The 16,116-nt window shown below is 61.3% G+C and carries 24 protein-coding genes; all 24 read left to right on the plus strand.

The window, feature by feature from the left end; all coding sequences use genetic code 11:
• Nucleotides 1–27: 27 nt before the first annotated feature.
• The 24 genes from ACMFWR_RS08435 (at nucleotide 28) to ACMFWR_RS08550 (ending at nucleotide 16,106) form a co-directional block, all read left to right on the plus strand.
• Nucleotides 28–1,062 carry a DUF1376 domain-containing protein gene (locus ACMFWR_RS08435; protein WP_413194545.1) on the plus strand — a complete coding sequence of 345 codons (1,035 nt, stop codon included), beginning with the start codon at nucleotides 28–30 and terminating at the stop codon, nucleotides 1,060–1,062.
• Nucleotides 1,059–1,523, plus strand: coding sequence for a hypothetical protein (locus ACMFWR_RS08440; RefSeq protein WP_413194546.1), 465 nt, complete (start codon nucleotides 1,059–1,061; stop codon nucleotides 1,521–1,523). Before ACMFWR_RS08435 ends, ACMFWR_RS08440 begins: the two co-directional genes overlap by 4 nt.
• 50 nt (nucleotides 1,524–1,573) lie before the next feature.
• Nucleotides 1,574–1,792 (plus strand): hypothetical protein, encoded by a 219-nt coding sequence (locus ACMFWR_RS08445; protein ID WP_413194547.1) that lies wholly within the window; start codon nucleotides 1,574–1,576, stop codon nucleotides 1,790–1,792.
• On the plus strand, nucleotides 1,789–2,091 hold the full coding sequence (locus ACMFWR_RS08450; RefSeq protein WP_413194548.1) for a hypothetical protein: 303 nt from the start codon (nucleotides 1,789–1,791) through the stop codon (nucleotides 2,089–2,091). Before ACMFWR_RS08445 ends, ACMFWR_RS08450 begins: the two co-directional genes overlap by 4 nt.
• Nucleotides 2,088–2,597, plus strand: a complete 510-nt coding sequence (locus tag ACMFWR_RS08455) for a RusA family crossover junction endodeoxyribonuclease (protein WP_413194549.1) — start codon at nucleotides 2,088–2,090, stop codon at nucleotides 2,595–2,597. The genes ACMFWR_RS08450 and ACMFWR_RS08455 overlap by 4 nt, the downstream gene beginning before the upstream one ends.
• 7 nt (nucleotides 2,598–2,604) lie before the next feature.
• Complete coding sequence (locus ACMFWR_RS08460) at nucleotides 2,605–2,841, plus strand: hypothetical protein (RefSeq protein ID WP_413194550.1); 237 nt, start codon at nucleotides 2,605–2,607, stop codon at nucleotides 2,839–2,841.
• A 30-nt stretch (nucleotides 2,842–2,871) separates the two neighbouring features.
• Nucleotides 2,872–3,174 (plus strand): hypothetical protein, encoded by a 303-nt coding sequence (locus tag ACMFWR_RS08465; RefSeq protein ID WP_413194551.1) that lies wholly within the window; start codon nucleotides 2,872–2,874, stop codon nucleotides 3,172–3,174.
• A 2-nt stretch (nucleotides 3,175–3,176) separates the two neighbouring features.
• The gene (locus ACMFWR_RS08470) at nucleotides 3,177–3,416 is read left to right on the plus strand and encodes a hypothetical protein (protein ID WP_413194552.1); all 240 of its coding nucleotides are present in this window, start codon (nucleotides 3,177–3,179) and stop codon (nucleotides 3,414–3,416) included.
• Between the two features lie 11 nt (nucleotides 3,417–3,427).
• Nucleotides 3,428–3,685 carry a hypothetical protein gene (locus tag ACMFWR_RS08475; RefSeq protein WP_413194553.1) on the plus strand — a complete coding sequence of 86 codons (258 nt, stop codon included), beginning with the start codon at nucleotides 3,428–3,430 and terminating at the stop codon, nucleotides 3,683–3,685.
• 56 nt (nucleotides 3,686–3,741) lie between these two features.
• On the plus strand, nucleotides 3,742–4,176 hold the full coding sequence (locus ACMFWR_RS08480; RefSeq protein ID WP_413194554.1) for a hypothetical protein: 435 nt from the start codon (nucleotides 3,742–3,744) through the stop codon (nucleotides 4,174–4,176).
• 2 nt (nucleotides 4,177–4,178) lie between these two features.
• Nucleotides 4,179–4,376: a hypothetical protein gene (locus ACMFWR_RS08485; protein ID WP_413194555.1), complete on the plus strand. Its 198-nt coding sequence runs from the start codon at nucleotides 4,179–4,181 to the stop codon at nucleotides 4,374–4,376.
• Nucleotides 4,373–5,845 (plus strand): PBSX family phage terminase large subunit, encoded by a 1,473-nt coding sequence (locus tag ACMFWR_RS08490; protein ID WP_413194556.1) that lies wholly within the window; start codon nucleotides 4,373–4,375, stop codon nucleotides 5,843–5,845. Before ACMFWR_RS08485 ends, ACMFWR_RS08490 begins: the two co-directional genes overlap by 4 nt.
• 42 nt (nucleotides 5,846–5,887) lie before the next feature.
• Nucleotides 5,888–6,724: a hypothetical protein gene (locus tag ACMFWR_RS08495; RefSeq protein WP_413194557.1), complete on the plus strand. Its 837-nt coding sequence runs from the start codon at nucleotides 5,888–5,890 to the stop codon at nucleotides 6,722–6,724.
• A gap of 37 nt (nucleotides 6,725–6,761) precedes the next feature.
• Complete coding sequence (locus tag ACMFWR_RS08500) at nucleotides 6,762–8,366, plus strand: DUF1073 domain-containing protein (RefSeq protein ID WP_413194558.1); 1,605 nt, start codon at nucleotides 6,762–6,764, stop codon at nucleotides 8,364–8,366.
• A 344-nt stretch (nucleotides 8,367–8,710) separates the two neighbouring features.
• Nucleotides 8,711–9,175, plus strand: coding sequence for a phage minor head protein (locus tag ACMFWR_RS08505; protein ID WP_413194559.1), 465 nt, complete (start codon nucleotides 8,711–8,713; stop codon nucleotides 9,173–9,175).
• A gap of 198 nt (nucleotides 9,176–9,373) precedes the next feature.
• On the plus strand, nucleotides 9,374–10,525 hold the full coding sequence (locus ACMFWR_RS08510; protein ID WP_413194560.1) for a DUF2213 domain-containing protein: 1,152 nt from the start codon (nucleotides 9,374–9,376) through the stop codon (nucleotides 10,523–10,525).
• 9 nt (nucleotides 10,526–10,534) lie between these two features.
• Nucleotides 10,535–11,230 (plus strand): hypothetical protein, encoded by a 696-nt coding sequence (locus ACMFWR_RS08515; RefSeq protein ID WP_413194561.1) that lies wholly within the window; start codon nucleotides 10,535–10,537, stop codon nucleotides 11,228–11,230.
• Nucleotides 11,227–12,243: a DUF2184 domain-containing protein gene (locus ACMFWR_RS08520; protein WP_413194562.1), complete on the plus strand. Its 1,017-nt coding sequence runs from the start codon at nucleotides 11,227–11,229 to the stop codon at nucleotides 12,241–12,243. The genes ACMFWR_RS08515 and ACMFWR_RS08520 overlap by 4 nt, the downstream gene beginning before the upstream one ends.
• A gap of 1 nt (nucleotide 12,244) precedes the next feature.
• Complete coding sequence (locus tag ACMFWR_RS08525) at nucleotides 12,245–12,655, plus strand: hypothetical protein (RefSeq protein WP_413194563.1); 411 nt, start codon at nucleotides 12,245–12,247, stop codon at nucleotides 12,653–12,655.
• A gap of 3 nt (nucleotides 12,656–12,658) precedes the next feature.
• Nucleotides 12,659–13,066 carry a DUF4054 domain-containing protein gene (locus ACMFWR_RS08530; RefSeq protein ID WP_413194564.1) on the plus strand — a complete coding sequence of 136 codons (408 nt, stop codon included), beginning with the start codon at nucleotides 12,659–12,661 and terminating at the stop codon, nucleotides 13,064–13,066.
• Entirely contained in the window at nucleotides 13,053–13,634 is a 582-nt protein-coding gene (locus ACMFWR_RS08535) for a hypothetical protein (RefSeq protein WP_413194565.1), read from the plus strand. The genes ACMFWR_RS08530 and ACMFWR_RS08535 overlap by 14 nt, the downstream gene beginning before the upstream one ends.
• A gap of 11 nt (nucleotides 13,635–13,645) precedes the next feature.
• A complete protein-coding gene (locus tag ACMFWR_RS08540; protein ID WP_413194566.1) occupies nucleotides 13,646–14,041 on the plus strand; it encodes a hypothetical protein in 396 nt (131 codons plus the stop codon).
• 3 nt (nucleotides 14,042–14,044) lie between these two features.
• Nucleotides 14,045–14,608 carry an LIC_12616 family protein gene (locus tag ACMFWR_RS08545; RefSeq protein WP_413194567.1) on the plus strand — a complete coding sequence of 188 codons (564 nt, stop codon included), beginning with the start codon at nucleotides 14,045–14,047 and terminating at the stop codon, nucleotides 14,606–14,608.
• 4 nt (nucleotides 14,609–14,612) lie between these two features.
• Nucleotides 14,613–16,106: a DUF3383 domain-containing protein gene (locus ACMFWR_RS08550; protein ID WP_413194568.1), complete on the plus strand. Its 1,494-nt coding sequence runs from the start codon at nucleotides 14,613–14,615 to the stop codon at nucleotides 16,104–16,106.
• Nucleotides 16,107–16,116: the final 10 nt, after the last annotated feature.

Genomic DNA, 16,116 nt, shown 5'->3' on the forward strand with positions numbered 1-16,116 from the left:
GACTGCGACCTGCGCGGGCTCACCTGGATGCCGCTCGACGTCGTGCGCGTCATCGACAGCGACACGTTCGGACTGTCGACCGGTGACGAATTCAAGACTGCGTTCCGACTCTGGGCCAAGTCGTGGCTGCAGGTTCCCGCGGCGAGTTTGCCCGACGACGATCGTCTCCTCGCGCATCTGGCTGGTCTATCCGAGAACATGCCGAAGTGGAAACGCGTGCGCGACGTCGCGCTACGTGGCTTTGTGAAATGCACTGACGGACGCCTGTATCACCCTGTGATCGCCGAGAAGGCCATCGAAGCGATGGGCCGTCGCGAAGAGCGCGCCGAACGTGAAGAGAACCAACAGACCCGCCAGCAACGCCTGCGTGAGCGCCGCAAGGAAATGTTCGCACTCTTGCGCCAGCACGGAATCGTGCCAGCCTGGGACACAAAAACAGGCGACCTGGAACGTCTCGTTGCGTCGTTGCCTGAAACAAAACCGGTGACAAATAGCGTCACACCTGGGACGGAAAGCGTCGCAGGTAGCGTAACCGGTGACGTCACCCGTGACGCACCTGCAACGGCTATAGACACAACAGGACATAACAGGACAGTAAACCTTAAAACCTTCTCTACGTCCGGCGTCACCGGTACACCCGCACCTGAGGGCGAAAAGGGCACGCTGCCCGCCGTCGAAATCTCGAAATCGCTCATCGGCTGGGAACGCGAACGCCACAAGCAGGCGCGCGGCATCACGGCCAGCAACATCCAAGTCATCGAGATCGCAGACCTCGGCGTCACCGACGCGGAGCTCAGGCGGGCATACGAAGCAGCTGTCGCCGATCGCGAAGCGACGAACGACCCGATGCCAATCAACGCCGGCTTCGTCAAATCCTTCATCGAGAAGAACCGACGCCCCACTCGCGTGCGCAAGCCACGCGACGAATGGGACAAGTCCGACGAGGGCACGACTCGCAAGGGCAAAGAGCTCGGCATGTTCGCCTACAGCGGCGAGAGCTACGCCGACTACCGCGTGCGCATCCGCGCTGAAATCCTCAAACGCGAGGGACAAGCAGCATGAGCGATAACCACACCCCCGGGCTCGGCATGTGCACCGCATTCGGTTGCCCACGCTTCGGAACGATGTCGGCCGACACGCTCGGATCAGGTCGCTGGTACTGCGGAGCGCACTTCGCCGGCGCTGCCTCGAGCAACGATGCGAAAACGCAGATCATGCGCCGCGACCAGGTCATGCCCATCGTCGAATCGATCAACGACATCCGCGCGTGTTACGGCACCCCCGCGTGGGAAAACGGCACGAAGGTCGCGATCTCGAAGCGTCTCAAGGCCATCGATCGCGCCGATCTGCTACCGAACGACCTCGACGTCGGGATCCAAGGCTGGCTCTTGCGGCTCGAGCTCACGGTCGAGCGCCTCACCCTCGACGCTGGCCAGCAGAGTTTTGTCGAGCCACCGAAGACCGTCGGCATCGATGGGCCCACGCATGCCGCCGAATTCCTGCCGTACGCCGAGGAAGCGTGAAATCCGCGAACTCGCACAGCCGTCCACCACGCACACACACGGAGCCATCCATGACGCACAAGCCGAAGGTCCCCACCGCGATCGCAGCTCACGCCCGAGAGGTGGCGTGCAGCTTGGCTGTCGTCGATCGCAATCGCCTGCGCGGAAGCGAAGCCCAGTACCGCGAAGTGCTCGAGGAAGCGATCACGAACGCGATGCTCACGGGCATCGAGATCGCGAATCGCGCGGGTTTTGTCCCAGAAAAAGCAGCGGGAGGGATCGCGGCATGAGCTTCAAGATCGAAAAGGACGTGCCGATCACGCCGGCGGTACTCGGTCCGAAGCGCGGAACGTCGAAATACCCGTTCGAGCGCATGACCGTCGGCGATTCGTTCGTCGTGAAGTCGAGCGACCAGAAGGTGCTTAACAACGCTCGAGCAGCTGCGCACAACTTCGGGCGTGCCAATCGCACGAAATTCGTTTGCCGGACGGTGCCTGGTGGCATGCGCATCTGGCGCGTCGCCGGCGAGACAGTATCGCGTGCCGAAGCTCGAGCGCAGCGCATTGCCGAACGGAGCGACGCATCGTGAGCCCGATCACCGTGCGCTTGCCGTATCCGATCTCGGCGAATCGCTACTGGCGCACGCGTGTCATCACGCCGAAGGCCGGCAGGTCGCCCATTGTCAGCACGTACGTGAGCCCCGAAGCAAAGGAGTTCAAGGCGATCGTGGGCGAAATGCTCCGCTCGGTTGGCTGTGTTCGTCCATTCACTGGGCGCGTCGCAATCGCGTACACGCTGTTCCCGAACCGCCCGCAGGACTGGAAAACGCGCCAGCGCAAACACGGCGACGGTTGGCAGGACACGGTCCAGTGCATCGACCTCGACAACGCTCAGAAGGTGTTGCTCGACGCGCTCAAAGGCATCGCATTCGAAGACGACGTGTGGGTTCGCGAGATCACCGCGCGTCGCGCCGAACCGGATGCCGAGGGCGCGCGCCTGGTCGTGACCATCACGCCGATTGTCACACCGCAGCCGCAGACCGAGCTTCCCATCGCGCCGCCGGCGCAGCCCGCTTTCTCATTCGACAATGCCTGAGGACCACATGTCAGCCTTCCCCAACGACACCCTCGCTCGGCAGTTTCAATCGCTGCGCGACCTGGCTATTTCGCCGACTGCTCCGCAGATCCAGATCGACGAAATGCGCATGGCGTTCTTCGCTGGTGCGACCGTCGTGCTCGCCGTCACCAAGGTGATCGCCGAGCTTCCCGAGCGCGACGGCGTCGCAATGCTCAAGGCGTTGCACGACGAGTGCGACGCGTTCGTCCATCCCACCGCTTAACCCCGCTGTACCAACCCCCAGGAGCAAACCGTGTCGTTCTCATTCCAATTCACCGAAGCAACGAAAGAAGATGCCAAGGCCCGAGTGGCCAAGGAAATGGGCCAGGTCGTCGACGTGCAGAAGTGCCATGCGAAGGACCGCGATGCAGTGATCGCGGTCGCTGGTGCGTACATCGACATGCTGGCGGACGTCGAAGACAAGGCCATCTACGTCAACGTCCATGGATCGGTCAGCTACACCTGGTCCGCGGAGAATGCGGAGGGGGCAGATCCGGACACGACGTTCACGTCGGCCAGCGTGGGCGTCACGGCGTATCACACGCACAAGGCTTGACCATGCGCACCCTCGCTCAACTCGCCGGCATGTGGTGCAACGACCTGGACTTCCGCGCGTGGGTCGCGGAGCTGTCCGACCAGGCCTGCGCCACTGCGGCCGACGCCGCGGCGTGGGTGCGTGCTGTCTGCAACGTCGAAAGCCGCGCCGAGCTCAACACCGACCACGACGCGGCCGCACGCTTCAACCAGCTGATCCGCACCCCCTACATGGCGCACCGCGAACGCGCCGACACGTTCTGAGAACCGACACCATGAGCGCTATCCCTGTCATCACCATCGAGTCGGTATGGCGCGACGTCGAGCGCCGCATGGTTCCGAACAACGCTCCCCCGGCGGCGCGCCTTCAGGCCCAGATGTGCTTTCACGCCGGGGTTCGCACCGTGCTCGAGCTGCTGGACGTGCTCGACACCGCCAATCCGGACGTTGCTGCGCATATTCGGGCCGCCGTTAATGCCGAGTCGCGCAATTTCGAAAAGCTAACGGCTGTGCCGGTCGCACTCGCCAATTAATCCGAGATAATCCCGTTATTCGATTTTCCCGTTCAATCGGGATTGAGAGCGACAAAATGGCAGGCACCGGTAATCCCTCGACTCAATTTTCAAAAACTAATCAGCCGAAGGCGCGACGCGGGAAAGACGTGCGCACGAAAATGCTCGAGGCGATTAAAAAAGCCACGGGCAATAACGAGTCGGCGTTTTATCAGGAGATCGCAAAGCGGGCGGTAAATGAATGCGACGTCGTGCTCATGAAGGAATTGATGCTGCGCGTCGCCCCCGTGGCCAAACCGGTTGCTCCGGACGTGCAATTCGATTTCCCCGAGAACGGGTCGCCCGTGGAGCAGGTCGACGCGATCATGAAGGCCGTGTCCACCGGCAAAGTGCCCGCCGACGTGGGCCAGATGCTGGTCAACATGATTCGGGCCAAGCTGGACGTGCTCGAGATCAGCGAGCTCGCCACTCGCCTCGAGGCGATCGAGAAGATGCTGGCTGAGGGCAAGTGACCATGAAAGCGATCGTCATCATCAATGGCCGTGAACTGGGCCCGCCCCAGGTGCTCGTGCTGCGTGCGGCGATCATGTCGATGCGCACCGAGCTCGCTCCGATAGACTCCCTCGGCGACGACGCGCAAGGCCACGAGACGCGCCTGGCTTACCTCGGACGCCTGGGCGAACTCGCGCGATTCCTTGACGGCGAGGTATGAGCCGGCGCCGTATCTCGAACGCCGCGATCTCGCGTGTCGAGGCCTACTTCCGCGGCATCACGACGAAGGCCGAGCCGGCGGTCTTCGGGATCTGCAACATGCAGCGCGAGGTCATCCGGTGCGTCGATATCGACGGCAACCCCACCGACGCGACGCCCACCGTCCTCATACCGGCCAAGCTCGAGCGGCTGATCTACCCCAAGCGCAAGAAGATCGTCTACGGCGGCCGTGGCTCGGCCAAGACCCGCACGGTCGTGTCAATCCTGACCGCTCGAGCGTCGGCCCAACGTGAGCGTGCCCTGTGCCTTCGCGAGATCCAGAACTCAATCGAGGAGTCGAGCTACCAGGAGCTCGTCGAGGAAATTGAGCGCCGCGACCTTGCTGACTCGTTCGTGTCGGGGAAGAAGAACATCCGCGTGCCGGCCACGCGCAGCAGCTTTTCGTTCCGTGGGCTTTACCGTAACCAGCGCGGTATCAAAGGCTTCACGAAGGCCTCGATCGCATGGGTCGACGAGGCCGACTCGGTCACTCGCGAGTCGTGGGGTTATCTCATGCCGACCATCCGCGAGCCAGGGTCGGAGATCTGGGTGACATTCAACCCGAACCGCGAAACTGACGCGACGTGGGTCGACCTGATCGGTCCGTACGTCGAGCTGCTCGACGAGGACGGCTGCTACGAGGACGACGACGTCCTGATCATCCGCTGCAACTACACCGACAACCCATGGTTCACCGACGAGCTCGAGCTCGAGCGCGCCACCATGGAGCGCACCGACACGGACCGGTACAACTGGATCTGGCTGGGCAAGTTCAACAAGCGCAGCGACGAGCTCGTTTTCTCGGGCAAGTGGCGCGTCGAGGCCTTCGAAACACCGCAGAAGGCTCGGTTCTTCTTCGGCGCCGACTGGGGCTTCGCGAAGGATCCGACCACGCTCAATCGCATGTTCGTGAAGGGCAACACGCTATTCGTCGACTTCGAGGCCCACGGCAGGAAAACCGACCTCGACGATATATGGAAGCTATTCGCCGGCGCCGAAGGCATGCGCGGCGAGCAGCGTACCAAGTGGAAGCCGGCGGACGCGCTGAAATACCCGGGCATTCCGGGTTCGCGCCGGTGGCCGATCAAGGCTGACTGCGCACGGCCCGAGACGATCGCGCACGTCGCCAAACAGGGTTTCAGCATCAAAGCGGCCGAGAAATGGGGCGGCTCAGTCGAAGACGGCATCGCGTTTTTGCGCGGTTTCGATGAAATCGTGATTCACCCGCGTTGCGTTGAAACGATTAAGGAATTCGGGCTTTACTCGTACAAGATCGATAAAATCACCGGCGATATTCTCCCGATAATCGTCGATGCTAATAATCACCACATCGACGGTATAAGATACGGGCTTGATGGTTATATCCGAGGCAAAGGCCAGGGCATGCGTATTACTGGCGAAGCACTCGCACAAATGAGGACGGCCGCTTAGGGGATAAACGGCAATTTCATTAATCACGGAGTATTTTCGATCATGAAGCGCAATTCCCTGTTCTCGGTTGTTCTCTTCGGCCTTTCAGCCGCTCTATCGATGCGCATGACCGACGACGCGCCGGCCGCGACGCCGGACGAAAAACCGGAAGTGACGGACGCGCCGGTCGCGGCCGAGGGTGTGGCGGGGGAGTCCGATGCCGGGCTATCGGGCGAGTCGTTGCCGCCCTCGTCGGATGTGCCATCGGATTCGCAGCCAGCCGATACGGCCGGTGACGTGGGGGAGTCCGATGCCGCTGCATCCACTGGAGCAGCAAGCGCGGATGCTGCCTCGGATACGGCTACCGATGACTTGGGAAACGACCAGGCTGGTTTGAGTTCGGCCGACTCGACCAGCGACGAGCAGGCGACGCCGAATGGGGAAGCGACCGCGTCCGACGAGCCCTCGCGGGACAGCGATGACGCAGCCCCAAACGAGCCGGATGTCTCGGATGCGGCCGGCACCCCCGAAAGCGACACGACGTCGTATGTGACAAGTGCAACGCCCACCGACGACACCGCGGCAACTCCCGTCGACGAAACGCCGGTGGTCAGCACTGCGGCCGTGGCTGACCCGGCGCCGGTGAATGTCGACGCGAACGGCACGCCGATCCCGCCGCATGTGCCGGTGACCGATATGGTCGGCGTGCCGGTCGCCCACCACGGCGAGGCGAAGGACCGCTTTGCCGCGATCCTTGCGAAGCTCCACGGCTTCGAGGGCGACACGGTCGACGATCTGCGTACCGAGATCCTCGCGCTCGGCTACCTGCTCAAGCTGCACTCGATCGCGTCGCACCAAGCGCTTACGTCCGGCGACTACGCCGCGACCGCCACGAAGTAATCAACGCCTCGCTGTACTGACGTAGGACATGCCCGCCATGCTCAACCGCATTCGTAACTGGTTTCGTGGCGGGCAGTCCGCCCAACTCCCTCCCGTGACCGGCAATCCGCCGCCGGCGCCCAAACCGAAGCGCCGCGGATTGAAGATCAACCGCGGACTCACGCTTCCTGCACCAGGCACGCCCATGACGGCGGCCGACCTTGCGGAGCGCTTCAAGCCACCGATGGTCATGAAGGGCACGATTCCGGCTGGCGCTAGCAAGCCGCCTGAGATCGCGATGGACTCAATGTGCGACGCGATGTCCGACACGATTCGCCATCACGTCGGCTTCAATGGCATGTCTGGTGTCGACTTCATTGGTTATGCCGCGCTGTCGCTGATCGCACAGCACCCGCTCATCCAAGCCATCGTGCAGACCCTTGCGGACGAGATGACGCGCAAGTGGATCGAGTTCAAGGGGCAGGGCACCGACGGTGATGACGACGATGACGCCGAAGCGGAAAAGATCAAGAAGCTCACCGAGGCGACCGAAAAGTACAAGTTGAAGGAACACTTCAATGCCGCGATGGCCACGACCGGCTACATGGGCGGCGCGATGCTGTTCATCGACATGGGCGATGACACCGACACGGCCGAGGGCCTGAGCGAGGTCAAGACCAAACTCACGCTCGATTCGGGAAAGATCAAGCGGGACAGTTTCAAGGGTTTCAAGCTGGTCGAGCCAATCAATTGCTACCCGGCGCCGTACAACGCATCGAACCCGCTCAAGGACGGCTATTACGTGCCGGATGCCTGGTACGTCATGGGCAAGGAGGTGCACGCGTCGCGTCTGTTGCAGCTCGTGCAGAACCCCGTGCCGCTGCTTCTCAAGCCCGCGTACAACTTCTTCGGCATCCCGCTCGCGCAGATGGCGCTCGACTACGTCGATCGCTTCGACCAGGTGCGCATCTCGGTCGCTCGACTGGTCAAGCGTTTCTCGACGTCGATCCTCAAGACCGACATGAGCCAGGTCCTCACGGGCGGTGGCCAGGACGACATGCAGGATCTGCAGGGCCGCGCGCAGATCTTCAACGCGTTCGCCTCGAACGAAGGCCTGTTCCTGCTCGACAACGACAGCGAAGAGTTCGTCCAGGTCAACACGCCGCTGTCAGGCCTGGCCGAGATCCTGACGCAGATGCTCGAGCTGCTCGCTGCGATCGTGCGGACGCCGGCGGTGAAGCTGCTCGGGATCTCGCCGAAAGGCTTCAATGCGACCGGCGAATACGACGAGTCGAACTGGTACGACCATGTCGCCAGCCAGCAATCAAAGATCTTCGCGAACCCGCTCGATATCGCGATCAAAGTGATCCAGCTCAGTGAGTTCGGTGCGATCGATGAAGACCTGACGTGGGGCTTCGTGCCGCTGCATGAGCTCAGCGAAACCGAGAAGGCCACGAATCGCAAAGCGAACGCGGACACCGATGCCGCTTACCTCGATCGAGGCGTCATCTCTCAGGAGGAGGTGCGCGGCAGGCTCGCGGCTGATCCCGACAGCGGCTATGACTCGCTCGACGTCGACGACTTGCCGGATCCGCCTGCAGTGCCTGGCGAAGATGGCGAAGGCGAGGGCGAGCAGTCCGATGATCTTCGCCAGGCCGCGTAATGCCGCGCAAGCGTCGCCTTCCCGGGCAGATGCGTCCGACGTTGCCCAACGCCGGCATTCGCATCACCTACCAGCGCAAGCTCGAGGCGCTCATCGATGAGATGCACCGCTCGGTTCTATATTGGCTTCGCGCGACGTACCGCAGTCGTGAGATCGAGATTGCGCAGGATGCGAGCCCATCGCGCGAACTCGCGGCCCAGCTGCGCAAGCGTGCCGCTCAATGGCGCAAGCGGTTTGCTGACGATGCTGGCCCGTTCGCTCGCTCGTTCATTGCGCAGGTCGACAAGTACTCCTCGAGCGCGACGAAGCAGGCAGCTGTCTCGATGACTGGCCTGGGCGTGTCAATGAAAGACACGCTCATCACGAATAACGTGCTGCAGGCCTCGGTCGCTGAGAATGTCTCGTTGATCAAGTCGATCCAGGAGCAGTACTTCACGCAAGTCGAAGGCCTGGTCATGCGCAGCATCACCGCGGGCCGTGATCTCAAGACTCTGACCGACGAGCTCGAGCAGCGCTATTGCATTGCGCGGCGCCGCGCCAAATTCATCGCCAACGACCAGAACAATAAAGCCACCGCACAAATGGCTCGAGTGCGTCAGCAATCACTCGGATGCAAAAAGGCGCGGTGGCGTCATACCGGCGGGGGAAAACACCCGCGAGAATCACACGTTGCCGCAGACGGAAAAATATTCGATTTGAATAAAGGTCTGTATATTGACGGCAAATGGATTTTCCCCGGCGAATTACCGAATTGCGGTTGTATCGGGGAGCCCATAATCCCGGGCGTTGATGATGAAAACGACGATTGACGTAAAAATCAGGTTGAAATGGTGGTTTAAGCCTGCTGTTATCATCGTTTTCATCGTTACACGGAAATCTGAATCAAAGGCCATGTGGTGGGTTATTACTCACGGGGTCGACCTCAAATGCGCGTAAAACCCATGCATAGCGTTCCGACGCTGGCTTTCGATAAGGCGAGCGTTCGTTCGATCGATCGGTTCGGCCGTATGCACGTCGAGCGCAGCCATATCTCCAAGGCCGGCGTGAACCCATATTACGGGTACGAGATCCCCAAGTGGGACGAGCTCGGGCTGGACCCGGACAAGGTGTACATGGTGTTCCGGCCGCCTGACGAATTGCAGAAGGGTCTCGCGACCGCGAACCGCATCCCCATCCTCGCAGTGCACAAGCAGGTCACCGCACAAGACCCCAAGAAAGAACTGATTATCGGCACAACCGGCTCGTCAGCTCAGTTTGACGGCGAGTATCTCGATAATGACCTTGCATTTTGGGACGGAGAATATATCCCGAAAATCGAAAAAGACGAGCAACGGGAGTTATCGAGCGCATATCGCTATATTCCCGTTCTGTCAAAGGGTGCATATAATGGCGCCCAATACGACATCGTAATGACGGGAATCGAGTTTAATCACGTCTGTCTTGTCGTTGACGGGCGTGCGGGTCCTGATGTTTTAGTAGCCGACTCCCAAATCCATCCTCCTGTGAAGGCAAAAACCGTGAAACTGAATCCCAAGCAATTGGAAGCGCTTAAAAAGCGTTTGCCCAAGCTCAAGCTGGCGATGGACGAGGGGCTCGACACCGGCGCCGTTGAAACTGCACTCGAAGAAGCGCTCGAGGAAGTCCAGGCGCTCGGCGAAACCGCAGACACGACCACTGCGCAAGACGACGGTAACGGCGAAGTCCTCGCGATGCTCAAGCAGATCATCGAGAAGCTGAGCGGCGGCACGGAAGCGAATGACGAAGCCGCTGCGACGGCCGAGGCAGCGAAGAAGACGCCGGCCGCCGAAAACGCGGGCGCGATGGACTCGGCGAGCGTCCAGAAGATGATCGACGAGAACACTGCGAGCACCGAAAAGCGCATCGCCGCTCGCTTCGCCGCTGTCGAAGCGGTTGCGCCGATTACCGGCAAGCTCGATCCGATGGCGTTCGACTCGGCCGAATCGATCTATGGCCACGCGCTCAAGGTCGGCGGTATCGAAACCAAGGACCACGACAAGGCTGGGTTCAAGGGCATGTTCGAAATGATGCTTGCTAATCGTGGCAAGCGCGTCGAGACGCCGGAGATCGCTGGCGACGCCAACACGGCGGCCGATCTGTTTAAGCGGTTCCCGCATCTCGCCAACATCAAGCAAGCGTAAGGAGCGGTCATGCCCTTCCAGACTCGAGTCAATACTCAACCCGAAGTCGGCGTGCCGGGGGACCGCGCGTCGATGAATCCGATCTCGGTGATTTCGCGCATTGCGCAGTCGGCCGTCACCATTGCGCGATTCGTATGGCCAGGCACCGACACCGACAACCAGGTGCAGAACGTCGGCGCCGGCAAGCCTCTCGGATTCGCGATTCGCAACCAGAGCTCGATCATCCCGAACTACCTTCAGGAATCGAGCATGGTCGTGCCGGTCGGCTTCCCGATCGAAGTCGCCGAGCAAGGTGAGTTTTTCGCGACTTCGGCCAATGTCGCAACGCTCGGCCAGAAGGTCTACGCGAACTACGGTGATGGATCGCTCTCGTTCGCTGCAACCGGGACACCGACGACGAACGCTGGTATCACCGCGAGCACGACTTCGGGTAGCGCGACGCTTACCGTTTCGGCGAACACCGGCGGTGCAATTGAAGTCGGCCAGCCGATCTCGGGCGCCGGCATTCCTGCGGGCACGTACGTCTCTGCGCTTGGCACGGGCACGGGCGGCGCGGGCACGTACACGATGAGCCAGAACGCGACGGCCACCGAAGCGAATGAGACGGTCACGTCGACGCTCAACGTGGAAACTCAATTCAAGGTGTCGCGCGGGGGAGCTGCGAACGCCGTCATCAAGATCTCGACCTGGAGCGAACTGGCATGAAGCTCGACCAACTGAAAAACTTCGGGATCCACCTGGCGCGCGGCGCCGAGTTGCTGACGCCCGAGAAGCGCGTCGAGCTGATTATGGCGATGGACGCGGCGGGTCCTCTCGTCACCGTGGGGAACAACGGCATTCCCGCGATGCTCACGAATTATTTCGAGCCCGAAACGATCGAAATCCTCGTTGCGCCGATGAATTCGGAGCTGCTCTACGACGCAGTGCAGAAGGGCGACTGGACGGACGACACCGTGACGTTCCTCGAGGTCGAATCGGTCGGTGAAACGGCGACGTATGGCGACTACTCCGGGAACGGCATGTCGGGCCACAACACGAACTTCCCGCAACGCCAGGGCTACGGTTACCAGACGAATACCCAGTGGGGTGATCGTCAGATGGATATGGCGGCGCGGGCGCGACTGAACTACGCGGGCAACCAGCAGGCGGCGAGTGCGCTGATCCTTCGTAAGAAGGAAAACGCAATCAACCTGTTCGGCGTGTCGGGGCTTCAGAACTACGGTCTGATGAACGATCCGTCGCTCTCGACGCCTGTTGCTCCGACCGTTGGTGCGACGACCGGCGCGACGACGTGGGCCTTGAAGAACAGCGACGAGATCTACGAAGATTTCGTGACGCTGTGGGCAAACGAGATCGCGGCCGGCAACGGTACCGTCAATACCAAGACGCCGTGCAAAGTCGGCATGCCCAACATCGTCGAGCAGAACCTGACGAAGCAGAACAGCTTTGGCCAGGTGCTGCGCGATCGACTCAAGCTTGCCTACCCGAACATGGAAATCGAGACGGTTCCGGAGTTCGCGACGTCAGGCGGCAATCTCGTGCAGATGATCGCGACGAAGGTCGAGGGCAAGGTCACCGGCCAACTGGGTTTCGCGGAGCGCATGCGTGCACACGGCGTGGTGCGGCACGCTTCAAGCTTCGCCGAGAAGAAGTCTGGCCGCTCGTGGGGCGCGATCATCTATCGGCCGTTCCTGGTCAACGCCATGCTGGGGGTCTGACATGTCCGAGACTACGGAAGTGAAGAAGTCGGGTCCGGTGAACGTGTTTTGCAAGCTGCCGCACGGCATTAAGTATGTGCTGCGCAATGGCACCGTCGTCGAGTTCACCGGTACCTACGGGCAAGATCGCTTGTCGCGCGACTTCAAGAACGGCGAGTTGGCCGGCGATATCGTTGCTGGCTTCGGTGTGACGCGCAACATCGACGGCGCCGTGTGGGCCGAGATCGTTGAAGGGCATGGCAAGTCGGTTGCGCACAAGAACGGGCTGATCTTCGCAACGCCTGCGGCGGACGCACGCTCGGGCGCCTCGCAAGCGAAAGAGAAGGAGCGCGAGCGCACTGGCTTCGAGCCGATCGACCCGACGAAGGATCCGATGCGCGACGCGGATCAGGGAAGCCGCGCTGCGGCGTAGTCGATGACCGTCGTAGCCTTCGACCCCAATGCATTCGCCGCGGAGTTCGCGGCGTTTGCTTTAGTGGACTCCTCGATTACCGAGGGGTGGTTCGCGCTCGCCGAGCTGTTCGTGAACAACACCGACGCATCAATCGTGACGAACATCGCGATGCGCACCAAGCTGCTCTACCTGGTCACGGCGCACATCGGCTTCCTGCTTACGCGCGCCGCCGGCGGCAATGGTGCGAATGCCGGCGCCGTCGGTCAGATGCTGTCGGCCGGCGAGGGCACCGTCAACGCATCGTTCGCTCAGGTCCAATCGAAGAACGCAGCGTACTGGGCCCAGTCGCAATACGGGCTCATGTACTGGCAGCTGGCGCTTCCGTTCCGCACGGCTCGGTACGTGCCAGCTTGCCGTGTCTACCGTTAAGGTCGCCGGCGGCGCCAAGCTCAACGCGAAGCTCGCACAGATCCTTGAGGGCGCGCAGAAGACCATGCGCGCCGGCGTGCTCGAGGGATCGACCTACCCGAACGGACTGCCCACTGCGCTCGTCGCGTTCTGGAACGAGTACGGCGCGACCATCCATCACCCGGGCGGCACGAAGTACATCACCGACGCGATCGTGAAGGGCAAGTTCGTCGGCACGCGGTTCGTCGGGAATGACTTCCAGGGCGATCACAAGACGACCGAGGCGCACGACATCGTGATTCCCGCGCGGCCGGCGCTGCGGATCACCAGCACCGAGAAAGCCGCGCGCTGGAGCAAGGTCCTCGCCGCGGGGCTGAAGAGCACTGGGTTCGACGTCGAAGCAGCGCTGCGACTCGCCGGCGAAGCGGCCGTGAGTGACATCAAGCGCACGATCGGGACGTTCACCGATCCACCGAACGCACCGTCGACGATTCGCAAGAAGGGCCACGATCAACCGCTTCGCGACACGAAGAACTACCTCAACTCGGTCGCGTACGACGTTGTCGACGGTCCGGTCGACGAGAACTGAAAGGGCCCCCGATGGATATGCACTCTCTCGTGTCTGGCGTAGTCGGCACGGTGAACCCGTTCATCGACGCGCAGCTCAGCAAGAGCACTGGATATACGACGGCGCCGAACATGAAACGCACGCCGGCCTACGCCGACCCGGTTGCGCAACAGATCCAGGTGCAGGCACTGAGCGCGAAGGAACTTCAGCACCTTGACGGCCTGAACATCACCGGCGTGCTGCGAAAGGTGTACCTCTCCGGGGACTGGCAGAGCGTTTATCGTCCGGGGCCCGTCGCCGGCGGCGGTGACATCTTCAGCTTCAAATCGACGCCCGCAGCTGTGGCGGCGCAGAACTGGCTGGTCGTCACGGTGCTCGAGACATGGCCGGACTGGTGCTCGCTCGCTGTCCAACTGCAAAAGGGGTGAGCGATGGCCGTGACGATCAGCATCACCGAAGACGACGTCTTCACCGCGTTTAACCAATTCTTGACCGGGATACTCGCGGACGGCGTCGAGATCGTGAAGGCGCAAGAGAACCGCGTGCCCGAGCCGGTTTCCGATGACTGGGTTGAGCTCACGCCGCTGTTCAAGCCGCGGCTCGACACGAACACGGTCACATACTTTGACCCGACAGTGCAGGATCCGCCGCAAACCGGCGCCGGCGTGCGCAACGTCCAGACGTCGTTTGCCTTCCACGTCCAGCTCGACGTGCACGGGCCGAACTCGGGTGACAACGCCGCGATTATTACTCAGTTGTTTCGGGACGATTATGCGTATCAGGTTTTCACGGCGATCAATCCTGATATCAGCCCGTTATATTGCGATGAGCCTAAGCAAATGGCGTTCATTAACGGTGAAAACCAATATGAAGACCGTTGGATAATCACCTCGGTATTGCAATACAATCCAGTCACACAAACGCCGCAGGATTTTGCAGATGCTGTTTCGGTCGGCATTATCAGCGTAGACGCGGCTTATCCACCCGGAGCCTGAAGCGATGTCGATCCCTGCCTCCCAGATTGCGAGCTCGACCCCGAGCGTCCTTAGTGCGGGCGGTTCCGCGCTGGCTTTACTCGGGGTGATGCTCACGACAAATCTGAATGTGCCGATTGGATCGGCACCATCATTTCCGAACCTTCCGGCGGTTGGTAATTATTTTGGTGAAGGTTCAACAGAATATGGTCTTGCTGCCGTTTATTTCGGCGGATTCGATAACTCGAACGTAAAACCGGGCGCATTGCGGTTTTATCAATATCCTACGGCTCCGGTTGGTGCTTATTTGCGTGGTGGGTCGCTTGCGTCTATGACGCTTTCGCAGCTTCAAGCGCTTTCAGGCACGCTGACCGTTACGGTCGACGGCGTGGCGAAGACCTCGAGCGCGATCAATCTGTCGGCCGCGACCAGCTTCTCGAATGCCGCCGCGCTTATCGCTGCCGGCTTCTCGGGCGGTTCGCCCACGTGCTCGTACAACAGTCAGCTCGCAGCCTTCCAGCTGGCATCCTCGACGACCGGCGCGACGTCGACGATCGGCTTTGCCACGGGCACGCTCGCGGCCGGCCTGAACCTCACGCAAGCCAACGGCGCGGTGACGTCTCAGGGCGCGATCGCAGCGACGCCGGCAACCGCGATGAGTGCCCTGACGAAGCTCACCATGAACTGGGTTTCGTTCATGACGACGTTCGACCCGGACAACGGCGCGGGCAACACGCAGAAGATGGCCTTCGCGCTGTGGACCTCGCAGCAGAACAAGCGCTTCCTTTACGCCGGTTGGGACACTGATCAGAGCCCGACGACGACGGTGCCGGCGACGACGTCGTTCGGATACCAGGTTGGCCAGCAAAGCATGGATGGTGTTGTGCCGATCTATCAGGATCCGAAGCAGGCCGCTTTCCTGATGGGCATGATCGCGTCGATCGACTTCACGGAGACGAACGGCCGCATCACCTGTGCGTTCAAGTCGCAGTCCGGCCTGGCCGCGACGGTCACCGACGGCACGGTCGCAGAGAATCTCATCGCCAATGGCTACAACTTCTACGGTGACTATGGCACCGCGAACGACGACTTCACCTTCTTCTACCCGGGTCAAATCGCAGGTCAGTACGACTGGATCGATTCGTTTGTGAATCAAGTGTGGGCAGGCAATGCCTTCCAGCTTGCGTTCATGACGATGCTGACGTCGTTCAAATCTGTGCCATACGCCGATCCTGGCTATGCGGCCATCGAGGCGGCGGCGGGTGATCCGATCTCGCAGGCCGGCAACTTCGGCATGTTCCAGAAGGGCGTACCGCTTTCGCTCGAGCAGGCGGCAGCGGTCAATACCGCGGCCGGTAAGCAGATCGATGCAACGCTGTCGTCCCAGGGCAACTACCTGCAGGTGCTGCCTGCTACCGCTCAGGTGCGCGGTGCTCGTACGAGCCCGCCTTGCACCTGGTGGTTTATGGACGGCGGCTCGGTCCAGCAGCTCAACATCGCTTCTGTCGAAGTGCAATAACGGGGAACCA

This window comes from Pararobbsia alpina (assembly GCF_965118125.1).
Taxonomy (GTDB): Bacteria; Pseudomonadota; Gammaproteobacteria; order Burkholderiales; family Burkholderiaceae; genus Pararobbsia; species Pararobbsia alpina_A.

Excerpts from the sequence above, each read along its gene's own strand:
- ACMFWR_RS08470 (WP_413194552.1), top strand. The coding sequence starts at position 3,177 with ATGCGCACCCTCGCTCAACTCGCCGGCATGTGGTGCAACGACCTGGAC.
- ACMFWR_RS08550 (WP_413194568.1), top strand. The coding sequence starts at position 14,613 with ATGTCGATCCCTGCCTCCCAGATTGCGAGCTCGACCCCGAGCGTCCTT.
- ACMFWR_RS08520 (WP_413194562.1), top strand. The coding sequence starts at position 11,227 with ATGAAGCTCGACCAACTGAAAAACTTCGGGATCCACCTGGCGCGCGGC.
- ACMFWR_RS08545 (WP_413194567.1), top strand. The coding sequence starts at position 14,045 with ATGGCCGTGACGATCAGCATCACCGAAGACGACGTCTTCACCGCGTTT.
- ACMFWR_RS08510 (WP_413194560.1), top strand. The coding sequence starts at position 9,374 with ATGCACGTCGAGCGCAGCCATATCTCCAAGGCCGGCGTGAACCCATAT.
- ACMFWR_RS08500 (WP_413194558.1), top strand. The coding sequence starts at position 6,762 with ATGCTCAACCGCATTCGTAACTGGTTTCGTGGCGGGCAGTCCGCCCAA.
- ACMFWR_RS08460 (WP_413194550.1), top strand. The coding sequence starts at position 2,605 with ATGTCAGCCTTCCCCAACGACACCCTCGCTCGGCAGTTTCAATCGCTG.
- ACMFWR_RS08515 (WP_413194561.1), top strand. The coding sequence starts at position 10,535 with ATGCCCTTCCAGACTCGAGTCAATACTCAACCCGAAGTCGGCGTGCCG.
- ACMFWR_RS08505 (WP_413194559.1), top strand. The coding sequence starts at position 8,711 with ATGAAAGACACGCTCATCACGAATAACGTGCTGCAGGCCTCGGTCGCT.
- ACMFWR_RS08445 (WP_413194547.1), top strand. The coding sequence starts at position 1,574 with ATGACGCACAAGCCGAAGGTCCCCACCGCGATCGCAGCTCACGCCCGA.
- ACMFWR_RS08450 (WP_413194548.1), top strand. The coding sequence starts at position 1,789 with ATGAGCTTCAAGATCGAAAAGGACGTGCCGATCACGCCGGCGGTACTC.
- ACMFWR_RS08440 (WP_413194546.1), top strand. The coding sequence starts at position 1,059 with ATGAGCGATAACCACACCCCCGGGCTCGGCATGTGCACCGCATTCGGT.
- ACMFWR_RS08495 (WP_413194557.1), top strand. The coding sequence starts at position 5,888 with ATGAAGCGCAATTCCCTGTTCTCGGTTGTTCTCTTCGGCCTTTCAGCC.
- ACMFWR_RS08490 (WP_413194556.1), top strand. The coding sequence starts at position 4,373 with ATGAGCCGGCGCCGTATCTCGAACGCCGCGATCTCGCGTGTCGAGGCC.
- ACMFWR_RS08480 (WP_413194554.1), top strand. The coding sequence starts at position 3,742 with ATGGCAGGCACCGGTAATCCCTCGACTCAATTTTCAAAAACTAATCAG.
- ACMFWR_RS08530 (WP_413194564.1), top strand. The coding sequence starts at position 12,659 with ATGACCGTCGTAGCCTTCGACCCCAATGCATTCGCCGCGGAGTTCGCG.
- ACMFWR_RS08475 (WP_413194553.1), top strand. The coding sequence starts at position 3,428 with ATGAGCGCTATCCCTGTCATCACCATCGAGTCGGTATGGCGCGACGTC.
- ACMFWR_RS08540 (WP_413194566.1), top strand. The coding sequence starts at position 13,646 with ATGGATATGCACTCTCTCGTGTCTGGCGTAGTCGGCACGGTGAACCCG.
- ACMFWR_RS08435 (WP_413194545.1), top strand. The coding sequence starts at position 28 with ATGCCGCTCGACGTCGTGCGCGTCATCGACAGCGACACGTTCGGACTG.
- ACMFWR_RS08525 (WP_413194563.1), top strand. The coding sequence starts at position 12,245 with ATGTCCGAGACTACGGAAGTGAAGAAGTCGGGTCCGGTGAACGTGTTT.
- ACMFWR_RS08485 (WP_413194555.1), top strand. The coding sequence starts at position 4,179 with ATGAAAGCGATCGTCATCATCAATGGCCGTGAACTGGGCCCGCCCCAG.